We start from the raw sequence: 25201 nt of genomic DNA on the forward strand, positions 1-25201 counted from the left end.
AGAGTTTGAATCGAGCTTTATGAGTTTTGCGTTTGGGGAGCTCTGCAATGTTGTTTGATAAGATTTATACCCGGAGACGGCGGGCGGGCACATTTGTGAGCCTTGCAGGCGCCGCGTTTTTGTCGATCACCGCCTTTTCGGGCGCCTTGGCGCGCGATGCCGCGCCGACGACGGATGAGGGCGAGGCTTCGCAGCCACCACTCCATATGGTGGTCTCGCTGGAAGACCAGCAGATCAGGGTCTATCGCGGCCTCGACCTGATCGAGACCTCACCGATTTCGTCCGGAAAGCGTGGGCACAGTACGCCGACCGGCGTCTTTTCCATTCTGGAAAAGCGCCGCAAGCATTTTTCCAATCTCTACGACAATGCGCCGATGCCGTTCATGCAGCGTCTGACATGGTCGGGTGTCGCGATGCACGTGGGCCGGCTTCCCGGCCGTCCGGCCTCGCATGGCTGCATCCGGCTGCCGCGCGATTTCGCCAAGTCACTCTACAGCATGACGGATCGCGGCATGCATGTCGTTGTGACGCGGGACGCCTCCGATCCGGTCCGCGTGTCTCACTCGGTGCTGCCGCAGCCCTTTGCGCCCGCAACGGAAGTCGCGAGCCTTTCCAGCAAGACCATTGAGGCGGATCCCGCCCTGCGCGGCGCGATCCGGGAAACCGAACTGAACGCATCCCTGACGGTGGTCCAGCCGGAGAACCCGGATTTCGATCAGCCTCTGCGCATGATCATCACGCCGCAGAAGCAGCCGGGCCGGGTGCAGGTCCTGCAGGACCTCCTCAACCGGATGGGTTTCAACGCCGGTCCGGTTGACGGTGTCCTGGGCCGCAAGACCCGCGCGGCGATCAGCCTCTACCAGGAAGGTGCGGACCTGCCGGTCACCGGAGGGATCACCGACGCTCTGGAAGCGCGCATTCACGCCGATGCCGGGTACGAGGAGCCGCGGAACGCCATGCTGCGCGTGCGCCGCAAGTTCCGCGACATCTACTCGGCTCCGGTCAGCTTGAAGGATATCGACCTGGAAATCGGCACGCATGTCTTCACCGCCCTTGATTTCCAGCCGGGGGATGCGTCCGTCGACTGGATCGCCGTTTCCGCCGAGGGCGGGCGTGGCGGGGCGCCGGCCGGCATTCTCGACCGGATCGAGATTTCGGACAAGGTCGCAACGGACCTTGCCAGGATGCTGACGCCGGGCACGTCGCTCACGGTCACCGACCGCAGCTTTGCGCGCAACACCGGTCTGGGCACCGACTTCGTGGTGATCACCCGCTGATCGGAATTTGGCGCTGATCTGAATTTGATTAGTCCGATAAGCAATTCAACCCCCGCTACGGCGGGGGTTTTTATTATCCGGATAAACGCGCAAATCTCCTCGAACGTCACCAAACTGTCGTGTCGCTCACGTATCGCAAGGCAGTTTATTCGCGCGGTTGACTCGGGAGAAAGACATGGCGCACGGCACGCTGACGGCTTCGAAAAAACGTCTCGGGAATGCGGTTCACCGCTCCGAGGCGACCTCTCGCGACGGAATTCTGGAACGGCTCTTCACCTTTGCCTTCAAGGGGCTGGTCTACCCGCAGATCTGGGAAGATCCGGATGTAGACATGAAGGCTCTGCGGCTCACCTCCGAAAGCCGCATGATCGCCATCGCGTCCGGCGGCTGCAACGTCATGTCGTATCTCACCGCCAATCCGGCCGAAATCACCGCGGTCGACCTGAACAGGGCGCATGTGGCGCTGGGCCGGCTGAAACTGGCCGCGGCGAAGTATTTTCCCAACTACGAAACCTTCTACCGGTTTTTCGGCGAAGCCGACGAGAAGGCCAATGTAGCTGCCTATAACCGCTTCCTGAAGGACAATCTCGATGCGGAAACGGTCGCCTACTGGGAAGGCCGCGACATTGCCAACCGGGGCCGCAAACGCATCACTCTGTTCTCCCGCGATCTCTACCATCACGGCCTGCTCGGCTATTGCATCGGCGTCGGCCACCTGATCGCCCGTCTTTACGGCATCGATCCGAAATACATGGTGAAGACCAGGTCGCTTGAAGAGCAGCGCAGTTTTTTCGATACGGCGCTGGCGCCGCTTTTCGACAAGCGCCTTGTGCGCTGGGCGACATCGAAGAAAATGTCGCTCTACGGGCTGGGCATTCCGCCCGCGCAATATGATGCGCTGGTCTCGGCCAATGCGGATGGCAATATGTCCGCCGTGCTTCGCCAGCGCCTGGAAAAGCTGGCCTGCGATTTCTCCATGCAGGACAACTATTTCGCATGGCAGGCCTTCGGCCGGGGGTATGCCCCGAAGTCCGGTGAAGCGTCCGGGGAAACGACCGGAGAATCGGGGCCCCTGCCGCCTTACCTGAAACGCGATCATTTCGAGGCGATCCGCCAGCGCGCCGACCGCGTGCGGGTTCTGAACCGGAATTTCACCGAACATCTGCATAGCGTCGCCGACGATACGCTCGATGCTTATGTGCTGCTCGACGCCCAGGACTGGATGACCGATCACCAGCTCAACGCGCTGTGGAGCGAGATCACCCGGACCGCGCGCCCCGGCGCCCGCGTCATCTTCCGCACGGCGGCCGAGCCGACCCTGCTGCCCGGCCGCGTCGCCGACGAAATTCTCGACCGCTGGACCTATGAGGAAGCGGAAAGCCTGGAGCTCGGGCGTCAGGACCGCTCGTCGATCTATGGCGGCTTCCACCTCTATGTCTTCAACGGCTAACGGGAGACTCCGGGTATCCGCATGAGCGAAGCTGCCGAAACAGCCCGGTTGATGGACGGCGTCTATCGCCGCCAGCGCCATTTCTACGACCTGACCCGCAAGTATTACCTGCTCGGCCGGGACCTGCTGATCGACGAATTGCAGCCGCCCGCCGGGGGCACGGTGCTGGAACTCGGCTGCGGCACCGGCCGCAACCTGATCGCCGCCGCCAGACGTTACCCGCAAGCCCGCTTCTACGGCCTCGATATCTCCCGGCAGATGCTCGACACCGCGCAAACCAACATCGACAAGGCCGGTTTGACCGACCGGATCGTGCTTGTCGAGGGCGATGCCGCCAACCCGGCGGCGACAGACCCCCTGGGCGTTCCCGCCTTCGACCGGGTGTTTTATTCCTACACCCTCTCCATGATCCCGATCTGGCGCGAGGCGCTGGCCGCCGGCACCAATCGCCTCAAGGATACCGGCCGCATCCACGTAGTCGATTTCGGCCAGCAGGCAAGGTTGCCCGGCTGGTTCCGGACGCTGCTGTTCGCCTGGCTGAAATCCTTCCACGTCACCCCGCGTGCGGAGCTGGAAGCCGAACTTCAGAGCCTTGCGGGAAAGACGGGGACCGAGTTGAAGGTCCGGAATCTCTATCGCGGCTATGCGCAGTATGCGGAGCTTCGGAAGGCGGTTACAGGTCCCTGTAGCTGATCAATTGGATGCCCGACTGCTCAACCTGCTCCTGCAGTTCGGCACTGGAGAGCGTCTGTAGGCAGGTGACCCGGTCCTGCTCCACATCTTCGTATCCACGATGGCCCGACGCCGCAAGTTCCGGCGACTCGACAGCAGGATGATCGATGAAGATATAGGTTCCGCTCGCGAGGCCGGCCAGCTCCGCAACAAATGCAGATATTCTCGCCTCCGCGCTGCGCGGAAATTTCCGATAGCCTTCGATCCTTGGCAGTCCGTGTCCGAACGGATCGTCCTTGAGCCCGGACTCGCTACAAAGGTCCGATACGATCTCCTCAAGCCTCGGGTCGAACTCCTTGAAATGCCGTATCATGTGCGAACTGATATGCGAAGCATGAGGGAACATCGCCACACCAAGCTCAATCTGAGCCCTGAATTCTCTGGAAATTTCGTCAATCGACCAATCGCTTTCCTGCAGACTTCGACGGGCGTCGCCTTCTCTGGGTGTCAGCAACGGCAGAAAGGCCCCGGTGTCATCGACGATGGTTTTCGCCGCGGTCAGAGGCCGCCATTTCACGGCATCCCATTCACTGGTCAGGGTGAGATGGATACCAATATCGATATCTGGTCTTTCCCCAAATATCAGGGCTGCGTGATTGACCCATGCGCATGGCATCATGACTTCAACGCTGCGGGCAACGCCATCGGTGCATGCCCGCAGGCAACCGATGTTCGAGGCCCATCCGGAACCTGCGTCGTCTGCTCGAACTATCAGCCGCGTGTCTGGCAATTCCCAAGCCCCTTTTTTCCTGTAGTGAGAAAATCACATCCTGCGCATTCCGTCAGGCGGAAATCTTGCCATAGATGGTCGCAACCAGAAGCTTGCAAAGGGCTTGAAGCGATCTTTCAAGGAAGGCAGGCTCACGACAAATCAGAGCCGTCTTAAGCATATCTGTTGCATCCACTTGGTCGATTTCGGCCCGCAGAAGGACCTGCCCGGCTGGTTCCGCACGCTGTTCTTCGCCCGGCCGAGATCGATGCCGGATCAATTGTTTTTGTGCCGGTTTTGAGATCTTAATGGAGAAGGTTCGGAACGAACCGCCTGAAGGAACAAGAGATCACGATGAAAAATCCCGAAATCAGTTTTCATGGCGCTTCCCGGGCCGTAACAGGATCCTGTTTCCGGCTTGAAACCGAAACGGGCACGATCCTGATCGATTGCGGGTTGTTTCAAGGCTCGAAAACGGAGAAGGAACTCAACTACCGGCCTTTCCCGTTCACGCCATCCGACATCGATGCGGTCCTGCTGACCCATGCCCATATCGACCACTCCGGCCTGTTGCCGAAGCTTGTCAAACACGGGTTTGACGGCTCGATCCATGCGACCCCTGCAACCGCCGATCTCGTTGAAGTCATGCTGCTGGACAGTGCGCATATCCAGGAAGTCGAGGTGCGTCAGTTCAACAAGAGAGCCGCGAAGCGCAGGCGGCGGAATGTTACGCCGATCTATGACGAAATCGATGTCCGGCAGACAATCAAACTCTTGAGAAAAACCGGATACGATCACTGGTTCGCCGTCCTGCCGGGTGTGCGGGGCCGCTTCTGGAATGCCGGTCACATGCTGGGTTCAGCTTCACTGGAACTGGAAATCAAACAGGAAGATGGCAGCGACCTGCGGCTTCTGTTTTCCGGTGACATCGGCCCGGACTTCAAGCTGCTGCACCCGGACCCGGAAGCGCCCGGAAATATCGATTTCCTGATTTGCGAATCCACCTATGGGGATCGTGACAGGAACGACGTAAAACCGGAGCAGCGCAGACAAATACTGGCGCGCGAAGTCCGCGAAGCGATCAAGCCGAACGGTGCCTTGATTATCCCGTCGTTTGCGGTTGAACGGGCGCAGGAACTCATCAGCGACCTCGGTCTTTTGATGAAAGAGGGGCAGGTACCGACGGTACCGGTTTATCTCGATAGTCCATTGGCCATCCGGGCGACGGAGGTGTTCGCGCGCCATGCCGATGAACTGGAACGCGATGCGAAATTCCTGCAAGGGCTTGAAGGCCATAACCTGCATTTTTCACAGTCGATGGAACAGAGCAAAGCTCTCGACCGGCTTCGCGATTTTCATATCGTCATTGCGGCAAGCGGCATGTGTGAAGCAGGTCGGATTCGGCACAGGCTGAAGAACTGGCTATGGCGGGAAGAGGCGACCGTTCTGATCGTTGGCTATCAGGCGCAAGGCACCTTGGGACGTATCCTGATGGAGGGCGCCAAAAATGTTCGCATACAGGGGGATGAAATTGCCGTCCGCGCCCGGATCCGAACCATCGATCTGTATTCCGGCCATGCGGACAAGACCGAACTGGTCGACTGGATCAAGAAACGGCTTCCGATCAACAAGGGGGTGTTCGTTGTGCATGGCGAGGAAAACGCGAATTCCGAACTTGCCGAGACCGCACGCGGGTTTCTGCCGTCTGAGAAAGTCTTCTCACCTTACCTCGATTCCACTTACGAGTTGACGCCGGACGGTGCCCTCCTTTGCGCGGAAACTGCGGAGCCCCGGCTTGCCCCGGATCAGGTCGCGCGTCAGGATTGGCACAATGATGTCACCCGGCTCATTTTGGACATCAACAACCAGCTGGGGTCACAGACGGATCCGAAATCACGGCATGAACTGATCGAAAAACTCCGCCAGGTGCTTGAAAGCTGACCTTATGGAAATGGCCTCGGCTTAACCGTTCCAGGGCTCGTCGGTTCCGGCACCAGGCGCCGTTTTGGCGGTTGCCTGACCTCGCCCATGATTGCCCTCTTAAGGAGCTTCGCGAAAAGGGCGGCCAACTCCTCTTGAACTCGGGTGTCGCGCCGGACAAGCGATGCGCGGATGGGGGCACCCGCTGCTGTCCGGTTTGGATGGTCTCTGCATTCCGCAACGGGCCTTGCGGCTGGCACCCGGTCTCCCCCCTTGAGAGGGAGATGTCTCCGAAAGGAGACAGAGGGGGGTGACAGTCCCTCAGAATGACGCGGCTTTTCCCGAATTTGCTGCTCCGCTTCACCTCCGCCTTTACGTCTTTCCCTTGACCAGCCCCCGCCGGAACCGCTCCGGATCGAACCCCTCCACCCCGGATCCAGCCGCATAAATCGCCCGGTCCAGTTCCGCCGTGGAACCACCCGTTTCGGGCAGGTCTAGATCCCGCCGCCGTGCCAGATAGCGTTCGGCTGCTGAGCGGAGCGCTATCAGGTCTTTCGTTCTTGCAGCCGCCTTCAGGGCGCGGCGGGTCGGGTCGTGCGGGGACCAGCGCTTCAGCAGCTTCAGGATTTGGGTCTTCCGGCGCGGGGAGGCACCGGCGAGCGCAAGGGCGAGGCCGGCGAGGAGGCCGGCCGTGAACACGGCGCAGGCGGTGGCGATCTGGGACGTGGGCAGCCGGTCGGCGCGGGTCCGGTTGGCCTCAAAGCTTGCATAGCCGAAGGGGATGGCGGGGATTTGCGCGACCCGCATCTGCCGCGTCGCCGTGTCGAACCAGGGGATCTCGACCGGCGGCAGCACGCCGGGTTCGCCGGTCTTGGGGCGCAGGTGCCATTCCCAGATGACGGTTGTCTCCGGTCCCTGCGGCGTCGGCTTCACCTCGCGCACCTCCGGCGCGCTGAAGCTGATCAGCCAAGGTTGGCGGACAGTGGGCCTTGGCGGCAGCAGATGGGGCAGGGTGTCGTCGGCGCTCAAGGTCACCCGGCGGATCAGGGTCTCGCCGTCGCGCAGCGCGCCCGGAAGCGCCGAAAGCGTGTCCTCCACCTTGAGCGCGCTGGCCGCCAGCGGGGCGCTGTCCGCCGGGAAGGCGGCGACCTGAACGGTCACAGGCTCGGTCCGCACGTCCAGCGGCTCACGGCCACCGGTATCGGTCGCAATCGTGAGATGATGGGTGAGCGGCCCGATCGTGATCGGCCCGGCCTTGCGCGGAAACAGCGCGATGCGCCGTTCCAGCACCAGCAGGGTCCGGCCGTTCACCCGTTCCTCGCGCCAGTCGTCGCGGGCAAGCTGCATCCAGTCATAGGCGTCCGAATCGGGAAACGTGAGCGTTTCAAGGGCGATCCGGTGCGTGTATTCGCCCCTTACCGTCACCGGGATCATTTCCCCGACGACGGGCAGCATCTCCGGCACAATCAGGCGCAGGCTTTCCGCGCGGGCGCCGGTGGACGGAGCAAGCAGCAGGATCAGCAGCAGCGCGAGACGGATTACCATGGTTCGGCCTCCTCCGCCCGGATCAGGCCGAGGGCGGCCCGGCGCTCATATTCCTTTTCAAGGCGCAGCCGCAGGAACTCGCCCGGATCGTCGGAGATCGTTTCCAGCCAGGCATCGGAGGCTGCAAAGCCCCGTTCGGTGACCCTGCGCTGCCATTCGGGATCCGGCGTGCCGGGCCAGCCCCAGGGGCTCGTCTCGCCCTGGCCGGTGCGCCCGCCATGGCCGGTCAGCCGTCCCGGCGCGTCGCTGTCGCCGCGTGTCTTGGGAACCATCGCGCCGACCAGATCGCGCAGGCGGCGGGCCTCCGCGTCGGCAGGTGCGACGAACAGGACGGCATCGAAATATGCAACCGACAGCGCATGCTTGCCGGTCGCAGCCAGCGTCAGGGCGCGGTTGAAGGTCTGGCCGCGTCCGGCAAGGGCCAAAGCCGCGTCGGCGGCCTGATAGTTGCCTTCCCGGTAGAGCGCGAGGCCTTGTTCGGCGGGTGTGCTCAAGAGAGCGGCCGCGCCCGGCGCTCCTGCCCACAGCGCGATGCGGCCCCAGGCGGCGGGGCCGGCGAGAACAAGACAGGCAAGCCCGATCAGCAAGGCGGCGGCGGCGCGTTTCATGCGGGCCTCCGGAACAGGGCAAGCACGGGGAACAGCGCCAGCACGGCGAAGAGAGGCCCGAGATCGTGGAAGCGAAGCGCGGTCAGGGCGCTGTCCCGGCTGAGGGACGCAGCCGACGAAATCCGCCCGAGCACCGGATCGGGCGCCCGGGCCGGTGCGGCAACGGAGACAGCGGTCAGGCTCTGAAAGACATCCCATTCGAGCGCGCTGGCGGGCGGGGGGCCGGCTGCGCCTGAAAGCGTCAGCAGTGACAGGCGGGCACCGCCGCCGGTCAGGCGTTCGGCCTCTGCGGCCGCCTCCGCGCCGAAGCCGCCGCCATCGGAAATCAGCACGAGATCGGCGTCGGCAACGTCCGACAGCATCTGCCGGGCGAGCGCCAGGGCGGCGGCGGGGCGGCTGCCCTGTCCCGGCATGGTGTCCGGGCCGAGCACGGCGATCTGGGTTTCCAGCGTCGCGGGATCGGCGGTCGGGGCGGCGACGTCATAGGCCTCCCCGGAATAGAGGATCAGGCCGACGGCGCGGCCGTTCGCGGCCCGCAGGATCTGCGCGGCGGCGGCCTGCGCATCTGCAAGCGCCGGACTTGTGGCGACGGAAGGCGACATGTCGATGGCGATCAGGACCGCGCCGTTTCCGGCGAGCACCGGGGCGTCGGTGCGGGGCACGGCGGGTCCGGCGAGGCCGAGCGCCAGCAGCGCGGCCGCCGCGAGGCAGGACAGTCCCGCCCGGCCGGTTTCACCGCGCAGATGGCCAAGCGCGCGCATCGCCCGCAGCATCGGCGCGGGCATGACCTGCCGCCAGCCGCCCGCATCGGCCCCGCGCCGCCAGGTCCACAGAGCAAGCACGATCAGCAGCGGCAGCGCCGCCAGCCACCATGGGCGCAGCAGGGTCAACTCGCTCATGCCTGCCTCCTGGCGGCAAGCAGCAGGAGCAGCAGGAAGGCGGCACCGGCGGGCCAGATCCACAGCGGGCGCCAGTAATGCAGGGGCGGGCGGCGCATGGGGCTCGGTTCCAGACGGTCCAGAGTGGCGGCCATGGCTTGCAGATCGTCCATGGTGCGCACGCGGAAACTGGTGCCGCCGCCGATTTCGGCCATCGCCTTGAGAGCCGCCGCATCGACCGCGTCCCGGGAGCCGGGTTGGCTTTCCAGGTCCTCGGGACCGAGTGCGATCGTGTGCACGCGGATGCCTTTTTGCGCCGCCAGCCGGGAGACATCGCTCGCGCGCACCTTGCCCGATGTGTCGACGCCGTCCGACAGCAGCACGACAATTCTCGTGGTGGCCTGGCTGGCTTCCAGTCGCTTGACCGCCAGGCCGAGCCCGTCGGCGATGGCGGTTGCCCGGCCCGATATGCCGATCTGCGCCGTTTCGATGGACCGGGCGACCGAGGCGACGTCGAAGGTCGGCGGTTGCGCCACATAGGGACGTTCGCCGAAGACCACGAGGCCGATACGGTCGCCCTTGCGCGCGGCGACAAAGCCGGAGGCCACCCGTTTGACCGCTTCGAGCCGCGACAGCGGTTCGCCGTCCAGCACGAAATCCTCCTTGACCATGCTGCCGGAAAGGTCGATCGCCAGAATGATCTCGCGTCCGGAAAAAGGCAGGATGTCCGTCGTCTGTGACAGGCGCGGCCCCGAAAGCGCCACGACCAGTGCGCCCCATGCCAGGATCAGCAAAATCCTGCCGAAACGGTCGCCCCGGCTTGCTGCCGGCATGGCCGCGGCGAAGAGGCCGGACGGCACCTGCAAGGCGGCGTGAACGGCGCCCGGTCTCGTCAGAAGACGGTGGATCAGGAAGGGAAGCGGCAGAAGCAGCAGCGCGAGAGGAAAGGCAAGGTTCATCGGCCCGCTTTCCCGCCATGCGAGACCCTGGACTTCAGCGCCATGCGCTCGATGGTTTGGCCGGAAGGCGGCTCCTCGCCGCCATAGGCCGCCGGGCGCAGGTCTTCCGGCAGATGGCCGAGAATGCGGGCGATTTCCAGCAGGCGCTCCTCGGTCGGCAGCGCGCGGGTCGCCCGGATCCGGGCCTTGCGGGACGGGCGGCGGGCAACGAATGGCGCGATCAGCAGCGCCACAAGCGCCGAAACCATCAGGCCCGCTCCGAACAGTGCCAGCAGGTCGGCGGGGCCGAGTTCCATCAGCTCCGGTGGCAGGCGTCCCGCCGGCAAGGCGGCAATCAGCTCAGCCTGTGTCATCTGAGACGACCTGAAGGGTGACGTTCAGGGCCCGCATCCGCGCGGTGAGCGGCTCCAGATCGAAGGCCCGCAACCGCGCGAACCGGCTGGCGGCGCCGGACGCGACCGGCAGAGCCCTGGGCGGCGGGGATATCTCGACCGGATCGAGCGGGCAAAGCAGGGTCACCCGTCTGCGGCGCGACAGCCGGCGAAGGGCGGCTTCGTCTTCGGATGCAATTCCCTCGGCATCGGTGGCAAGCCACACCTGCGCGCCGGGCGGGGCGAGCCGCGCGGCGCGCACCAGCGCCGCCGCCAGGGAAAATGTGGGCGACGAAGCGTCCCCTTGCCACTCCAGCGCCTTGTCGTGCTCATGCGCGAGCATCTGCGCGATGGCGCTCAACTGCCGCGCTCCCGTGCGCGCCGGAAGCGCGGCGATGCCGGAAGCCGTGATTGCCAGCCCGGCGACGGACGCCCCGCGCGCGGCGGCCTGCCAGCCGTGCCGGGCCAGCAGCCTGGCCGCCCGCACCGAGCGCAGGCTCGCGCCCGTTCCCCAGAGCATCGCCGGCCTGAAATCTGCGATCAGCAGCGTCGTGTCGTCCCTGTCCTCATGAAAACTGCGCACATGCGGCGTTCCGGTGCGCGCCGTGGCGGCCGGGTCGATCCGGCGGGTGTCGTCGCCTTCGGAGAAGGCCCGGATCTCCCTGAGGTCCATGCCGGCGCCCGGCAATCTGGCCGGAACCGCGCCGGGCCTGCGGGTTGCCGGGCGATGCCCGTTCGGCGGGTGCGGGGCGTCGCGCAGCGCCAGCAGTTCCTGCGCGCCGAGCCGGATGCCCGGATGGTCCAGCGCGGCGCTCACCATGGTTCCACCAGCCGCAACACGTCGGCGACAAGGCTGCGGCCGGTGCGTCCTTCGCTGACGGCGGCCCAGCTCGGGATCAGCCGATGGGCGAGCACGTCGGGCGCAAGCGCCTGGGCGTCCTCCGGCAGGCCGAAGTCGCGGCCCTTCAGCCAGGCCCGGGCCCGCACGGAGGCGGCCAGCGCCAGAGTGCCGCGCGGCGAGACGGGATGCTCGACCCATTCGGCAACAGCGCCGCCGGAGCGCGAGGCCATGACCAGCCGCACGATGAAGTCCTTCAGCGCGGGAGCAAGATGCACCCGGGCGACTTCCGCCTGGGCGGTGCGAAGCTCTTCGGCGGACATCTGAGGGCCTGGATAGTCCGGGACCGGGGAGGCCTGAACGGCGATGTCCTCGGCTTCCACAAGGTCGAGGATCGCGCGCTCCTGCTCGGCTTCCGGCAAGCCAAGCGCGAGATGCAGGAGAAAGCGGTCCATCTGCGCCTCGGGCAAGGGAAAGGTCCCTTCGTGCTCGATGGGGTTCTGCGTGGCGACGACCATGAAGGGATCGGGCAGGGGCCGGGTGATGCCCGAGGTGGTTACCTGGCGCTCGGCCATGGCTTCCAGCAGGGCCGACTGAACCTTGGGAGGCGCCCGGTTGATTTCATCGACCAGCACCAGCGCGTGAAAAACAGGCCCCGGAATGAAATCGAAACTGCCGGTTTCCGAATGGAACACCTGGGTGCCGGTCAGGTCAGCGGGCAACAGGTCCGGCGTACACTGGATGCGCCCGTGGCTGCCGGGCAGATGGGCGGCGAGCAGTTTCACCGTGCGGGTCTTGGCGACCCCGGGAGGGCCTTCGATCAGTACGTGGCCGCCGACCAGCAAAGCGATCAGCAGGCGCTCGACCATGTCCCGGTGTCCGATCAGTCCCGCCGAGACATCCGCCTCAAGACGTGCGATCGGATGGCAAATATCATCCATATGGTTACCTCCCATGAGGAAACATGCATCAGACGGCGATGCCGCGCCAGAGACGTCTTCCCGGCAGGACCGGGAAGATATCCCGGGTCGGGCGGTTCGGGCTCCTCAGAAGGGCTCCAGATGTACGCGCGCGCGCATGCCGTTCTCCAGCGGCGTCAGCGTGAAGCTGCCTCCGAGCGCGTAGACCCGCTCGCGGATGCCGAGCAGGCCGTAGCCGTCGCCGGCGGGAAGCTCGCCGCGGGCGCCGCCGTCATCGGAAACCGTCAGGAAAATGCCGTCGCCGGCTTCAAGGCTGACGGTGACGGCTTTCGGCTCGCCGTGCCGGATCGCGTTCGTCAGGCATTCCTGGGTGATGCGGTAGAGGCTGAGCGCGAGATCGTCCGGAACGGCATCGATATCGCCTTGAAGGTCCAGCGCGAAACGTACACTCGGCAGCCGGCCGCGCCAGCCCGCCACCAGGCGCTGAAGCGCCGCGTCGAGCCCCAACTCGTCGAGGTCGGGAGGCCGCAGACGCGACAGCTCGCTGCGCAGGCTCTGCATCATCTGGCCGGAGATCTCGGCGATCCGCACCCCGTCGCGGGCCGTGGTCTCGCCCGATTGCGCCACGGCAGTGGCGAGCGCACGGGTCGCGGTCAGGCACTGGCCGAATTCGTCATGCAGCTCCCGCGCCAGGGCACGGCGTTCGCTTTCCTGCACCGTGAACAGCCGCCGCGTCAGATCGGTTCTGGTATCCTGGGCTTCCTGAAGGGCATTCGCGGTATCGTTCAGCGCGAGGCCCAGCCGGTCGAATTCGGCGACACTCTGGCGGGGCTGGCGGGTCGAGAAATCTCCGCTTTGCAGCCGCTCGATGCTGCGCAGGATCGTGCGGAACGGCAACAGCAGTCGGGCGACCAGAAGGCCGGTCAGGAGAGCGCCGCCGACCGCCATGCCGAACGCAAGGCGCATCAGGTAGCCGATCCGGTCCCATGCGCGGGCAATGATGACGTCCGGTTCGGCAATGGCGGTGACGCGGGCGTTGGTGACGCCGCGCGAGCGCACGGGCCGCGTGACAGGCGCCGGGATCAGTCCGATACGCTCCGCGAACTGCTGGAACCACAGCGGCGGCGGCGTCACGGCAGCCAGGTAGGAGCCGCAGCGGCGATGGTCGGGCTCTTCGTTCGCGCCGAATTCGACGCAGATCCCGGGCGCGATCAGTGTCCAGCGCGGAAAATCCTGCCAGTCGCGAAAGGCCGCGACGGGAGCTACGCCGCCAAAGGCCAATCCCATGAAGTCCGGGCGCGCCGCGATGGCCACGGCCACCCGTTCGGCGGTCACGCGAGCATCCTCGCGGGCCGCATCGGCAGTCGCCCACAGGATCCAGGACGCTCCGAGCAGAACCGTCACGAGCTGTGCGGCGAGTACGCGCAGGACGAGCTGTGGAAGGAGCCGGCGCATGCGTTCGTCAGCCCGACAGCGTCAGGCCGGCCCGCTGCGCCTTGAGCACCAGGTCGGCGTCGCCGGAGGCGTCGAGCTTGGCCCGGACCTGAGAGAGGTTGTTCTGGATCGTCTTGGCCGAAAGACCGAGGCTTTTTGCGATCGCCCGTCCGCCCATCCCGCGGGCCAGAAGCTGCAGGATTTCCAGTTCGCGTCGCGTCAGGGCGGCGATATCGTCCTTCCCGAGCGATGTTTGCGCGACCTCCTGCGCCATGTCGCTCGACAGCGCCCGGCGTCCGGACATGACTTTGGCGATGGCGCCGACCAGTTCCTCGGGCGGGCTGCTTTTCGAAACAAAGCCCCGTGCTCCCGCGGCGATGGCCTTTTGTGCGAAGACCGCCCCCTGATGCATCGAGACGACGATGATGCGCGCCCGCGGATCCCGCGCCAGAATCGCTTCGACCGCGACAAGTCCGCCGGCGCCCGGCATGGACAGATCCATCAGAACGATGTCGGGCGCATGGTCGGCAAAGGCGGCGAGCGCCGCTTCTCCATTGCTGGCCTGCGCGATGACGGCAAGCCCCGGCTGCCGTTCGAGCAGACGAAGATAACCCTCCCGCACGATCGGGTGGTCATCGGCCAGAAGAATGCGGATCGCTTCCATGGAGCCATCTTACCGCGACCGTGCAAGCCTGCTCAATGCATCCTTAATGGGCAAAAACCGCACCGCGCCGGGACCGGCACGGCACGGGGCGGGGCGGCAGCCTGTTTCGTCCAGCGCCGGAAAATGCCGGTGTCACCGGCGCCAGGGTCGTTTCAGTCTCCCGCCACGAAATAGTGCAGCGTCCCGTCCGGTCCTATGCCGACCCGGTAAAAGGTCCAGGCGCCGAAATCCTGCATTTCGGCGAAGTCTCCAGCCGTAACGATACGGAAGAGTTCGACCTTCTGGTCCGGCGTCAGATTGAAGAGCGGATAGCGGGAGAAATACGGCCAGACATACATTTCCTGAGGCGTTCCGGCGTCGACATGCAGGAAACCGGCGTCGAGAATGTCCGCCAGAATGGCGAGGATCTCGAATCCTTCGCCATCGCCGGAGCTGGATTTGAGAAACTCGATCGGATCGCCGATCTCGCCGAAGGAAAGCGTCGGAGGAAGTTCATTGCTTTCCAGGACCCTGCGCAACCGCTCCATGCTGCCGGCAAGAGCGGCTTCCTTGAGCTGCGCATGCATGCGCGAAACCTGTTTGGGCAGCATATCGGTGTTGTAGAGCACTTGGGGTTTTCCCGGATCGTCCGCGGCTGCGGTTCCGGTGTCCTGCGGTTGGCTGCCACTTTCAGGCAGGCTCTGCCCGCCGCCGGTAAGCGGAACGGCCTGCGGCGCCTCCACCGGTGGGCGGATCGCCTCCGTCTGAACGGTCTTGGCCAGGGCTGCACCCTGGAAAAGACAGGCAGTCAGTATTGCAGCCGCGACTATTCGCGCCATGGTGACTTTCTCCAGGTTTCAGCCCCTCAGCGTCATTCCTTAAACAATTCGTGCAAAAGTGAAAACGGGGGCGATTGGACTTTCCTGTTCTTGTCATAATGCAGCAGGGCAGCTATCGAGAAGCGAATTTGCTTTAGAGCGCGTCGCGTCTGAGCGGATTCATGGACTTAGGAGGACGCCCGAGGCAACGTTTGCATTGCAAATGCGTTCGGGCGATTTCCTGAATTCAATTTAACGCGACACGCTTTGGTAGGGTAAACCCGGAGTTCACCGAAAAGGACTGTTTGTGACTTTTGTGGAATATGTGCTGATCGGTTATTTCGTCGGGGTTCTGACCACGGCACCGGTCGGGCCGGTCAATGTCATGGCCATTCAGCATGCGGTGCATGGCGGGTTCCGGCAGGGGGTGTATGTCGGGATGGGCGCTGTTGTCGCCGACACGATCTTCGCCGCCGCCGCGATATTCGGCGTGTCCGCCGTCACCAATTTCATCGAAGGCCAGATCAATCTCATCGAGATTGTCGGTGGTGCGCTGCTGATTGTTTTCGGGATCAAGATCTGGAATACGCATCCTCATCTGGACAAGGACGGCAACGGCTGGAACCGCGGATTTCTGGGCGACGCCACGGCGGCCTTCTTCATGGCGATCACCAATCCGGGCGCGGTCATCGCCTTTATCGCGATTTTCGGCGGATTGGGTGAATTCCGGCCGTCTCCCGGAGACCATTTCGGGGCGCTTGTCATGGTTTCGGGAGTCGCCGGCGGCGCGACGACCTGGTGGGTCGTTGTCTCGGCCGCGGTGTCACGTTACAGGGCCAGGATCGATGACCGGTGGCTGGACCGGGCAAATCACATCGCCGGGTTCGTTCTGGTTGCCTTCGGCGCACTGATCTATCTGAAACTGTTGCTGGGTCTTACGCTTCTGAAATAGGCTGACATTGCGGCGCCGGCATCCACCGCGGCCATGCAGGGGGCTCTTCGGTCAGGTGCGGGAATCACAAAGGCCGGACGTGCCGGCCTTCGTCAGGGAAGCGTTGCGCGAAAGTCTACTGAAGAACGCGGTTGACCGTGTAGTCGCCCTGCAGGATACGGTCGGGCAGGCCTTCGGCCAATTTGGCGACGGCGTCTTCGCCATAGGCGGCCACAAGATCTGCAAGCGCCGTGAACATCGCCGCGTGAGCAACGGCGTCGGCATCGACGCCATTTGCGATGGCTTCTGCCCAAGCGTCAGAGATAAAGCCGAGAGCAGCACGCCTGATGTCTTCGTCTTCGGCAAATTCGGCTTCCATCGCCGCTTCGGCATAATCGTCGTTTATCATTCGCTTCCTTACCGGTCCTTCCCCAACGCTTTGGAGTCAACTCCAACGTGTCGCTGCCCGAATCTGATGACTTGATCCTAGCACGGCTAACCGCGCTGATAAGCAACCGTAAACGCAAACTTAACGGCCACCCACAAATTTGATTCAAATGGTTAACCAACCCGTAACAATTGGAGGATTTCCCGCCAATTTATCGACCGTATCGGCTGGTAACGTCGCTGATAATGGTCTCGCCCTCGGTCAGATATTGTGCCATTGCGATACGTGCGGCTTCAGTGCAGTCTCTGTAAGCGACTGAGAAACCACGATAACCCTGGTTAAAACGTTCAATGAACCGGCGCCGCCGATTGTCGTCCAGCGTTTCGGCGTCCAGAAAATCCTCCATCTGGTCGCGCCAGCTCGGGGTATCGCTTTTCTTGCAGAGCGGGCGCAGAAAATGGAGGGCGCCGAAAATCTCGGACAGGCGCATGAGTTGCTGCTCGAAAGGCGGTTCATCGGCCGAGCCGTCCTGTGCGGATACAACCTGACCCGCGCTTGTCAGGCCTATGACCGCAATGACCGCAACGCTGGCACAGACAGAACGTATGCACTGTTTCATCATGGGCCGATCATGCTCAACGGCAACTCATGCCGCAAGCACAATGAACGGTGATCCCAAGAATTGGCCGAGAGGGAGCTGGACGTTCCGGCTCTATCGGGCCATCAGACGCCGGATACGGTCCGGCGTGCCCGGTGTGGTCAGCCTGTCGTCCAGGCGGTCGGGCTCTATCCACTCAAGGGCGACGGCATCGTCACCGGGTTCGGGGGGGCCGGACCGATAGGCTCCGCAGAAAACGGTGAGAATGAAATGCGCGCGAACGCTCCCGTCGGCGTCCCGCTGAATGGAATCGAAGGTTTCGGCGGGGGCTCCCAGGCGCGCCTTCACACCGGTTTCTTCCCGGAGCTCCCGTTCCGCGGCCTCGAGCAGTGTTTCGCCCAGCTCCACCAGCCCGCCGGGCAGGCTCCAGTGATCCTTGTAGGGGTCCTTGCCGCGCTTGATCAGCAGCACTCGTCCGTTCCTGTGGCACAGGACACTGACACCGACACGGGGAGCATCTGGATATAGCCTGGACATGGAGTGCCTTGGGAAATCTGAAGCAACGGGACGTTTCAAGCGAACAGAGCGTCGATTTCCGCCTGGGCGCCTTCGCCCTCGTGCTGGGTTGCCTCCGGTTCGACATGACCGTGGATGACCGCGCCCGCAACGGAAATCAGCGGCTTGATCTCGTGGGTCGCGATGTCGGCGATTTCCGCCGCGACCACCGTAGGGGAAGGAGCCTGGCGCAGCCGGTCCTGGATCTGGCAGACCAGCCCGTTGATTTCAGCGACCTGGGTTTCCAGGTGACTGCGCAATTTGGCAGGGGCGGCGTGATAGGCCAGAATGGCGAGATTCTTGTCCTTGAAGGTCGAATTCTCGAAATGACCGATGTAATCCAGCGGTTCCCACTCAAGCACATCCCCGGCGCAATCGGGCATTGCGGGAAGCATTTCAAGAAGCATCATCACTTCGTTGAAGTGATTGAGATAGTCGGTGGCAAGCCCCGTCTGGGGGTTGATGTTTGCCTGTTCCAGCCTGTCGGCTGCCAGATCTCCGGCGCCCAAAACTGGATCCAAACAGTCCATACCTTTCCCCCGATTGTTGAATTTACGCTCTAGGCCACGGACCCATGAATGAGGATGAAATGGCATCGGAAATGGCGAAACCTGGCGAGGAAGGGCGTGCGGAGCGGGCTTTTTGCCCGGTCAAGCGTGCTGATACTGCGAGGTGAAGCCATTTCCATGTCCTCCGGATTTGACCCGATTACTCTTCCTCTGCGTCGCGAAAGGTCGGGAAATGCGCCACATTTCCTGCACTTCCACTCCTTGATGAGGAGCAATCCAATTCAAACCATTTCATGCTCATTTATGAGTTCGTGAGTTAGGCTACTTCCTTTTTATTTCCAATTACCTAACTTGGCAGTGCCGGATGAAGACCCGGTGGATGGATGTCAGGCAACGGAGAAACTCAAGATGTGCGGCCGGCTCGCGCTCACCACCCCCCCCGACGCCGTGCGGACATTTTTCGGCTATGACGAGCGGCCGAATTTTCCGCCGCGCTACAACATCGCTCCGACCCAGCCGCTGGCGATCGTCCGGCAGGACCTCGGCGGCAAGCGGCAGTTCCATCTTGTCCGCTGGGGGCTTATCCCCGCGTGGGCCAAGGATCCGGCAAGTTTCAGCCTGCTCATCAATGCGAGAGCGGAGACCGCATCGCAAAAACCGTCCTTCCGCTCGGCCATGCGCCACCACCGCTGCCTGGTTCCCGCTTCCGGGTTTTACGAGTGGCGGCGCACGCCCGGGGGCAAGCAGCCATTCTGGATCAGACCGGCCGACGGCGGCGTGATGGCTTTTGCCGGTCTGTGGGACACCTGGTCGGATCCTGACGGCGGTGACATAGACACCGGCGCAATTCTCACAATTCGGGCCAACCGGATGATGTCACCGATCCATGACCGCATGCCGGTGATCCTCAAGCCTGAGGTGTTCGACACCTGGCTGGACATTGCCCATGTGGACCGCCGAGAGGCCGAAAAACTGCTTCTGCCGGTAGAGGACGGTTTTCTGGTGGCGACACCTGTATCAAGCCGGGTCAACAAGGTGTCCAACGACGACGCGGATCTCCACGAGCCCGCTGAGATAGATGACCGGCCAGACGGCGCCGGGAAAGAGGCCAAAGCGAAGCGGACGGCAAAGCCGGACCCGGATGACAGTCAGCTCGATCTGTTTTGAGCCGCGAACACACCCGGTCCCGTCAGAATTGCCGTGCAATCGTTTCAAGGCCGCTGTAGGGGAAGGCTCTGCCGGTAAGGATGACCACATGAGCGACAACGACAACTTCGCCCCCCATGAGCATGACGCGACGGAAAACGAAGCTTTGGCGGAGGCCTACAATCGTGGCCTGGAGCTCCAGAAAGCAGGCGATCTGAAGGGGGCGGAACAGGCCTACCGTCATGCCTTGACGCTCGATCCGGTGGATACCGGCGGTGTCAGTATTCGCCTGGCGGCCATCGGCGCGCAGGACGCGCCGGAAAAGATGCCCGATGCCTATGTCGCGACGCTCTTCGATCAGCATGCGGATGTCTTCGATGACATCCTGGTGGATGAGCTTGGTTATTGCGTTCCCCTGCTTGTGCGGGATCTGATCCGCCGCCTGGAGATCGGGCCGTTCACCCGTCTGCTGGATTTGGGTTGCGGCACAGGCCTGACCGGCATGGCGCTTGCGGATTGCACTGTTCACCGGACCGGGGTCGACCTGTCCGAACGCATCGTCGAGCTGGCCTATGACAGGCAGGTCTATGACGATCTTTATGTCGGCGAGGCCGTGGAGTTTCTGCAGGAATTCGAGGAGGAAGACGGTTCGCGTCCGAACTGGGACCTGATCACCGCCACCGATGTGTTCCCCTACCTCGGCGCCGTCGAACCGTTTCTGGCCGGCGCGGCCGGCCGGCTCGGGCAGGGTGGCTGTCTGGCATTTTCGACCGAGACGCTTCCCGAGGAGATCCTCGGCGGCCGATCCTATATGGTCGGCGCGAAAAATCGTTTTGCCCAGGGCGAGGCCTATATCCGGGCGGCGCTGGACGCGGCCGGGTTCGAAATCCTCGCCATGGAACCGATCACCGTGCGGCTGGAGGAGAACGACCCCGTGCCAGGCCACCTTGTCATGGCGCGGCGGTGACGCGCGCGCATCTGGATGCTACGCGTCGATGAAGTGATCAACCGCTGCGCTTCATCTTCAGATGGGGTTCGCCGTCCGACGTTTTCTTGACCGCAATACCGTCTTCGCGAATGACGCAGCTGACCCGGCTGCGATGAGCGGAAAAACTGTCGAACGTCACCACGTCGACCGGCTCGTCGAACTGCAGCGTCACACGAAAATGCCCGGACTGACCGACCCGGGAAAGCCCTCTGATGTCTCCGGAAAAGGCTTGTCGCATATAGACACCGCAAACCCGGTCGCCGACCGCGAAGGGGAGGGCCGGTCCGGCTGCGGACGCCGCGGCGCAGGCGGTGTTCCAGTCCTTGTAACCGTATTGGGCGGAAAGCAGCTCGAGCGCCTGGCTGTGCGAGAGCACCTGCCCCTTGGCGGCAAGAGCCGTGCGCAGGCGTCTGGCCTGGGTTTTGAGCGCGTCAACGCTGGGAAGCGTCATGGGGATGCCTTTTCAAGAACGTCAGGCGGTAACAATGGGGCCCGCATTACCATCAGCCTGCACTTCCTTGTGAAGGTCGCTCAGCACAGCGAATGGAACTTCGCTGAAGGGATTCACCAAGGCTGTCTGCCCGCGGGCGGCCGGTTCCCTCAAACCGGCAACAGGCATAGGGACACAGGCAGGTGCTGTCAACGGCGCAAAAAGAAAGCCGCTGGCGCAGCTTTAGGTCTAGGGTCTGTGGACAATTAGGTTTGGGTCGCGGCGCGAGCCGGATTTCGGTGTCCGAACAGGAGGAAAGTCCGCAGTGGTGCCGCCCACCACAAGGACTTTCCGACGCAGTCGGGACCGAAATCCGCCGCGTCTCGAAGAGATTTGGCGCAAAACGCCCATTTCGGCGTCGCAATGTCTTGAAAGGGAACACCCTTCCTGCGACCTTGCTTCTTGAACTGGGCGTTTTGCATCCAAACCTCGACCAAATCCTTATTGTCCACAGACCCTAGATGTGGTCCGGGAAACGGCTCCGACCTGACTTTTGCGGAAGCGGGCGTACCCGCTGCCGCCGGTTGCCGGGGGAAGAGTATCCCCGGGTGGAAGTCAGGCGTGGACCAGCCGCTTCAGGAGTTCGACTTCCTGGGAAAGAGCCTTGTCCTGTTTCACCATACCGTCGATCTTGCGGACCGCATGCAGAACCGTGGTGTGGTCGCGGTTGCCGAAGCGGCGACCGATTTCCGGCAGCGAACGGCCGGTCATGACCTTGGCGATATACATCGCGATCTGACGCGGACGGACGAGGACCCGGGCCCGGCAGGAAGAAAGGAGATCCGCCTTGGTGACGCTGAAATGCTTGCAGACGACCTGCTGGATTTCCTCAACCTTGATCGAGCGTGGTTCGCCGATCCTCACCAGATCGTGGAGGGTCTTTTCGGCAAGTTCGAAGGTTACCGGTTTTCTGGAGAGCTGGTTATGCGCGAAGAGCCGGTTCAGCGCTCCTTCCAGATCCCTGGCGGAAGCAATCACATAGCGGGCGATATAGTCTGAAACTTCATCCGGCACCGAAAAGCTGGGATGGGTCTTGCGGGCTGCCGCGATGCGCTTGTTGACGATGTCGAGGCGCAGGGCATAGTCCGTTGCCTGAATGCCGATAATTTCACCCTTCTGGATGTATTGGCACAAGCCGGTGCCGAGCGTTTCGAGATCCTCCGGAGCGCGGTCCGCCGCCATGATGATCTGGGAGGGGAATTCCATCAGCAGTTCGAGCGTCTTGCTGAATTCCTCGTGACCCTGTTTGCCATGGAGAAACTGGAGGTCGTCGATCAACAGCAGGTCGATGGACTTCATGGCCTGTCGCAGCACCGGGAAAGCCGGTGTCCGCAGAGCGGGAACCAGATGGTACATGAAGAATTCCGCCGACAGGTAGGCCACATTCCGGCCGGTCTTTCTGGCCTGGCACGCCGCTGCCTGCAAAAGGTGCGTTTTGCCGATGCCGGTGGACGAGTGAACATAAAGCAAGTTCAGCGTGCCTTCATGGCCGGCCGCCATCTGGCGCACGGCGGCGCAGGCCAGGCTGTTGGACGCGCCTTCCGCGAAAGTGTCGAAAGTCAATTTCGGGTTCAGGGCCGCACCGCTCAGAAATTCGGTTGCTGAATCTTCACCCATGTCCGCAAGGCACGGGATTGCGGCAAGGCCTGATCCTGCACTGAATTGCGGTGTGCTGTTGAAGGGGGCGGAGCGCCCACTGATCCGTCGGGCCGTGATGGCTTTCGGGGCCTGGGGCCCTTCGATCTGGCGGGGGCGCAATGCGCCGCGAACGGTAAGCTCGATACGGTTGATATCGTCTTTTTCGCGTTTCCACAGACCGACGAGCTGTTTTTCGTAATTGCTCAGGATCCAGTTCTTCAGGAAACGGGTGGGAACGGAAAGGCGAACGGCGTCGCCCGTCGTTTCCTCGTGATTGACCCTGCCGAACCAGTTGGAGAAAATATCGTCCCCCAGTTCGTTCCTCAGTTCTTTCTTGACCCGATCCCAGGGATCTGAGTCGGCTAAAACCTGAAGCTGCATTGTGGCCTCCTTCATGGGGTGGGCGTGTGACGCCCTCTGTGCACAGTCTTTGAGCCGCGATTTACCGCTTCGCTGCCCGTTTGTTGTTTCCGGCCTGTGAACCCTTTGTAGGTCTCTTGACCGGCACGGCTTTTTGCCGCCTATGAGATAATATTAACCTTTGATTTACCATGTAAACAAATAGCTTATTCTTATAAGGTCATAGATCGTTCACATAGTAATTTTTGTAGATTTTTCTGAGCCGGAAAGTGAATTTTACATGGCGGATATTGATCTCCATCAACGTCAGAACGTGACATAAGTCCTGACAGAGTTGTTTTTCTGTAGTCGATTCACCATTGCCTTTCGGTCAGGAAAAATCTTTAGCAAAAAATTAAGGAAGAGCAGAAATTTCTGAAAGTTTTCAAAAGGCAGATGCGAAAATAGTGAGTTTCATCAAGTCGGTTCCCATCATGATGCTGAAAAACTGGATATTTTTGACAGAGACGTCCCGTGGTGCCTGCCTCTTGCGAAACAGGTTTTTGGCCTGAATTTGACTCAAACCTGTCTGTCTTGCCCTCCACGCATCGCGAAGATGGGGAAAACTTTTTGACAAAACCTGGGTAATTCAACCGGACGGTCAAATTTTCATCCGGCTGGATCGCCGCGAAAATTCTTTTCGGATCAGAATGCTGTCCGCAGGTCTCAATGTGATCGTTGCACTGTCACAGCTTGCCAGCGGCGTTAACTTAATCCACAGGGTCGCTGAAATTCCGGCAACCTGCCAAATATACTTATTGATCTGCCTTGCGGATCTTGTCTTAAACCGCGCTCCGGTTTTGCTGGCCGAATTTACATATGAGCGTCAGACTTCCCCAAGAATAACTGCAAGATCTTGACAATAGCGCCGGGACCCGGCGCGGATAGTCTCAGATGACCCGCCCCGGACTGAGAAGGTTCTTGGGATCGAACGCGGCTTTGATCCGCCGCATCAGGTCCAGTTCAATCTCCGGCTTTACTTCATTCAGGAGATCGCGCTTCAGGCGTCCGATGCCGTGTTCGGCGGAAATGCTGCCGCCGAACTCATGAACGATGCCGTGCACAACGGCATTCATCTCGTCCCAGCGCGCGAGATAGATCTCCTTGTCGGCGCCAACCGGCTGACTGACATTGAAATGGATATTGCCGTCGCCCATATGGCCGAAAGGCACCGGTCTGCAGCCGGGAACGAGACTTTCGACCGCCGCCATGGCCCTGTCGAGAAAGTCCGGGATGGTGGCGACGGGAACGGAGACGTCATGCTTGATGGAACCGCCTTCCGGTTTCTGCACTTCCGACATGCCGTGGCGGATATGCCAGAAATCCTGAACCTGCGACAGGTTCTGCGCAAAGGCGGCGTCCTCGACCAGACCCTCTTCGAAGGCTTCGCCGAGAATGCTCTCCATCAGGTCGCGGACCGGAAACGCATCCGAAGCGCTGGAAAGCTCCATGAGGATGTACCAGGCATGCGCGCTTTCAAGCGGATCGCGGCTGCCCTCCAGGTGCCGCAGACAGAATTCCATGCCGATGCGCGGCATGATTTCGAAACCGGTCAGGACCGGTCCGGCCTGTGCCTTCGCAAGCGTGAAGAGTTTGAGAGCTGCATGCGGATCGGGCAATCCGATAAAAGCGGCTTCCAGTTTCTTCGGCTTGGGAAAGAGTTTCAGCGCGGCGGCGGTAATGATCCCCAGGGTGCCCTCTCCGCCGATAAATAATTGTTTCAAATCATAACCGGTATTGTCCTTGCGAAGGGTTCTCAGACCGTTCCAGATCTCCCCGGTTGGCAGCACGACTTCAAGGCCAAGGACCAGGTCGCGGGTGTTGCCGTAAGCCAGTACCGCGGTCCCGCCCGCATTGGTGGAAATGTTGCCGCCGATCTGGCAGGAGCCCTGGGAACCGAGGGCGAGAGGGAACAGACGGTCGACTTTGTCCGCTTCGTTTTGCAGGGTTTCCAGGACCACGCCGGCTTCAACCGTGATGGTGAAACCGGCCGGATCGACGGAACGGACCTTGTTGAGACGAGAGAGGGACAAGACGATTTCATCCCCGGATTCCTGCGGGATTTGTCCGCCCACCAGCCCGGTATTGCCGCCTTGCGGAACGATCTTCAAACCTTGCTGGCAGGCATATGTCATCACCGCACTGACTTCTTCCGTGCTGCCCGGGCGCAGCACCACAGGGGTGACCCCCTGATAAAGATCCCGCCACTCCGTCAGGAACGGAGCCTGGTCGTCCGGGCTGGTCAGAACATGTGCCGCGCCGATCATTTCGGCAAAGCGGTCGGCATGGGAAGAGCGCTCCATGAGCGGGGTCCTTGTGAAGTTTGACGGTGAAATTCGGGCGCCAACATAGTGGCTGATGACGCCGCCGTCGACGCTTCATTCGCGTGGCTGCTCACTTGAAGGAAGAAACCCCCTGTGCCATAGGATGCCAGCCCTCGGGGGTGGTAGAGAAATC

General features: G+C 62.3%; 25 protein-coding genes. 7 read left to right on the plus strand and 18 right to left on the minus strand.

Going from position 1 to position 25201, the window contains the following annotated elements; all coding sequences use genetic code 11:
* The first annotated feature begins 47 nt into the window (after positions 1–47).
* The 3 genes from CLV41_RS06245 (at position 48) to CLV41_RS06255 (ending at position 3420) form a co-directional block, all read left to right on the plus strand.
* Positions 48–1277, plus strand: a complete 1230-nt coding sequence (locus tag CLV41_RS06245; RefSeq protein ID WP_103221310.1) for a L,D-transpeptidase family protein — start codon at positions 48–50, stop codon at positions 1275–1277.
* Positions 1278–1452: 175 nt separating this feature from the next.
* Positions 1453–2727, plus strand: a complete 1275-nt coding sequence (locus CLV41_RS06250) for a DUF3419 family protein (protein WP_103221311.1) — start codon at positions 1453–1455, stop codon at positions 2725–2727.
* Between the two features lie 21 nt (positions 2728–2748).
* Entirely contained in the window at positions 2749–3420 is a 672-nt protein-coding gene (locus tag CLV41_RS06255) for a class I SAM-dependent methyltransferase (RefSeq protein WP_103221312.1), read from the plus strand.
* On the opposite strand, the gene CLV41_RS06260 is transcribed toward CLV41_RS06255, so the two are convergent.
* Positions 3401–4189: a ChbG/HpnK family deacetylase gene (locus tag CLV41_RS06260; RefSeq protein ID WP_103221313.1), complete on the minus strand. Its 789-nt coding sequence runs from the start codon at positions 4187–4189 to the stop codon at positions 3401–3403. The genes CLV41_RS06255 and CLV41_RS06260 overlap by 20 nt on opposite strands.
* A 333-nt stretch (positions 4190–4522) precedes the next feature.
* Here CLV41_RS06260 and CLV41_RS06270 point away from each other — a divergent pair, with 333 nt between their 5' ends.
* Positions 4523–6109 carry an MBL fold metallo-hydrolase gene (locus CLV41_RS06270; RefSeq protein ID WP_103221315.1) on the plus strand — a complete coding sequence of 529 codons (1587 nt, stop codon included), beginning with the start codon at positions 4523–4525 and terminating at the stop codon, positions 6107–6109.
* Between the two features lie 351 nt (positions 6110–6460).
* On the opposite strand, the gene CLV41_RS06275 is transcribed toward CLV41_RS06270, so the two are convergent.
* From CLV41_RS06275 to CLV41_RS06320, 10 genes are all read right to left on the minus strand, one after another.
* On the minus strand, positions 6461–7633 hold the full coding sequence (locus tag CLV41_RS06275) for a BatD family protein (RefSeq protein WP_103221316.1): 1173 nt from the start codon (positions 7631–7633) through the stop codon (positions 6461–6463).
* A complete protein-coding gene (locus tag CLV41_RS06280) occupies positions 7627–8241 on the minus strand; it encodes a hypothetical protein (RefSeq protein WP_103221317.1) in 615 nt (204 codons plus the stop codon). Before CLV41_RS06280 ends, CLV41_RS06275 begins: the two co-directional genes overlap by 7 nt.
* Positions 8238–9140, minus strand: coding sequence for a VWA domain-containing protein (locus tag CLV41_RS06285; RefSeq protein WP_103221318.1), 903 nt, complete (start codon positions 9138–9140; stop codon positions 8238–8240). The genes CLV41_RS06280 and CLV41_RS06285 overlap by 4 nt, the downstream gene beginning before the upstream one ends.
* Entirely contained in the window at positions 9137–10078 is a 942-nt protein-coding gene (locus CLV41_RS06290) for a VWA domain-containing protein (protein ID WP_103221319.1), read from the minus strand. The genes CLV41_RS06285 and CLV41_RS06290 overlap by 4 nt, the downstream gene beginning before the upstream one ends.
* A complete protein-coding gene (locus tag CLV41_RS06295) occupies positions 10075–10431 on the minus strand; it encodes a hypothetical protein (protein ID WP_103221320.1) in 357 nt (118 codons plus the stop codon). Before CLV41_RS06295 ends, CLV41_RS06290 begins: the two co-directional genes overlap by 4 nt.
* Complete coding sequence (locus CLV41_RS06300) at positions 10418–11122, minus strand: DUF58 domain-containing protein (RefSeq protein ID WP_235867068.1); 705 nt, start codon at positions 11120–11122, stop codon at positions 10418–10420. The genes CLV41_RS06295 and CLV41_RS06300 overlap by 14 nt, the downstream gene beginning before the upstream one ends.
* A 140-nt stretch (positions 11123–11262) precedes the next feature.
* Positions 11263–12228 (minus strand): AAA family ATPase, encoded by a 966-nt coding sequence (locus CLV41_RS06305; protein WP_103221322.1) that lies wholly within the window; start codon positions 12226–12228, stop codon positions 11263–11265.
* 105 nt (positions 12229–12333) lie between these two features.
* Positions 12334–13662 (minus strand): histidine kinase, encoded by a 1329-nt coding sequence (locus CLV41_RS06310; RefSeq protein WP_103221323.1) that lies wholly within the window; start codon positions 13660–13662, stop codon positions 12334–12336.
* Positions 13663–13669: 7 nt separating this feature from the next.
* Positions 13670–14305: a response regulator gene (locus tag CLV41_RS06315; protein WP_103221324.1), complete on the minus strand. Its 636-nt coding sequence runs from the start codon at positions 14303–14305 to the stop codon at positions 13670–13672.
* Between the two features lie 152 nt (positions 14306–14457).
* A complete protein-coding gene (locus CLV41_RS06320; protein WP_208987301.1) occupies positions 14458–15123 on the minus strand; it encodes a hypothetical protein in 666 nt (221 codons plus the stop codon).
* Positions 15124–15409: 286 nt separating this feature from the next.
* Between CLV41_RS06320 and CLV41_RS06325 the strand changes: the two genes are divergently transcribed.
* Positions 15410–16054 (plus strand): LysE family translocator, encoded by a 645-nt coding sequence (locus tag CLV41_RS06325; protein WP_103221325.1) that lies wholly within the window; start codon positions 15410–15412, stop codon positions 16052–16054.
* A gap of 115 nt (positions 16055–16169) precedes the next feature.
* Here CLV41_RS06325 and CLV41_RS06330 read toward each other — a convergent pair whose 3' ends face one another.
* The 4 genes from CLV41_RS06330 to CLV41_RS06345 all read right to left on the minus strand — a co-directional run bounded on the left by CLV41_RS06330 (position 16170) and on the right by CLV41_RS06345 (position 18104).
* Complete coding sequence (locus CLV41_RS06330) at positions 16170–16442, minus strand: hypothetical protein (protein WP_068407121.1); 273 nt, start codon at positions 16440–16442, stop codon at positions 16170–16172.
* 190 nt (positions 16443–16632) lie between these two features.
* Entirely contained in the window at positions 16633–17043 is a 411-nt protein-coding gene (locus tag CLV41_RS06335; RefSeq protein WP_235867069.1) for a TIGR02301 family protein, read from the minus strand.
* A gap of 90 nt (positions 17044–17133) precedes the next feature.
* Positions 17134–17556: an NUDIX hydrolase gene (locus CLV41_RS06340; protein WP_103221326.1), complete on the minus strand. Its 423-nt coding sequence runs from the start codon at positions 17554–17556 to the stop codon at positions 17134–17136.
* Between the two features lie 35 nt (positions 17557–17591).
* A complete protein-coding gene (locus CLV41_RS06345; protein ID WP_103221327.1) occupies positions 17592–18104 on the minus strand; it encodes a hypothetical protein in 513 nt (170 codons plus the stop codon).
* 387 nt (positions 18105–18491) lie between these two features.
* Here CLV41_RS06345 and CLV41_RS06350 point away from each other — a divergent pair, with 387 nt between their 5' ends.
* Both CLV41_RS06350 and CLV41_RS06355 read left to right on the plus strand, forming a co-directional pair.
* Positions 18492–19250: an SOS response-associated peptidase gene (locus CLV41_RS06350; RefSeq protein WP_103221328.1), complete on the plus strand. Its 759-nt coding sequence runs from the start codon at positions 18492–18494 to the stop codon at positions 19248–19250.
* An 88-nt stretch (positions 19251–19338) separates the two neighbouring features.
* The gene (locus tag CLV41_RS06355; protein ID WP_103221329.1) at positions 19339–20196 is read left to right on the plus strand and encodes a methyltransferase; all 858 of its coding nucleotides are present in this window, start codon (positions 19339–19341) and stop codon (positions 20194–20196) included.
* A 37-nt stretch (positions 20197–20233) separates the two neighbouring features.
* On the opposite strand, the gene CLV41_RS06360 is transcribed toward CLV41_RS06355, so the two are convergent.
* The 3 genes from CLV41_RS06360 to CLV41_RS06375 all read right to left on the minus strand — a co-directional run bounded on the left by CLV41_RS06360 (position 20234) and on the right by CLV41_RS06375 (position 25047).
* Positions 20234–20668, minus strand: a complete 435-nt coding sequence (locus CLV41_RS06360; protein WP_103221330.1) for a glyoxalase superfamily protein — start codon at positions 20666–20668, stop codon at positions 20234–20236.
* Between the two features lie 594 nt (positions 20669–21262).
* Positions 21263–22726, minus strand: a complete 1464-nt coding sequence (dnaA, locus tag CLV41_RS06370; protein ID WP_103221593.1) for a chromosomal replication initiator protein DnaA — start codon at positions 22724–22726, stop codon at positions 21263–21265.
* Positions 22727–23634: 908 nt separating this feature from the next.
* Entirely contained in the window at positions 23635–25047 is a 1413-nt protein-coding gene (locus CLV41_RS06375) for an FAD-binding oxidoreductase (protein ID WP_103221332.1), read from the minus strand.
* Between the last annotated feature and the right edge of the window lie 154 nt (positions 25048–25201).

The sequence above is a fragment of the Roseibium marinum genome (assembly GCF_002906165.1).
GTDB classification, from domain to species: Bacteria; Pseudomonadota; Alphaproteobacteria; order Rhizobiales; family Stappiaceae; genus Roseibium; species Roseibium marinum.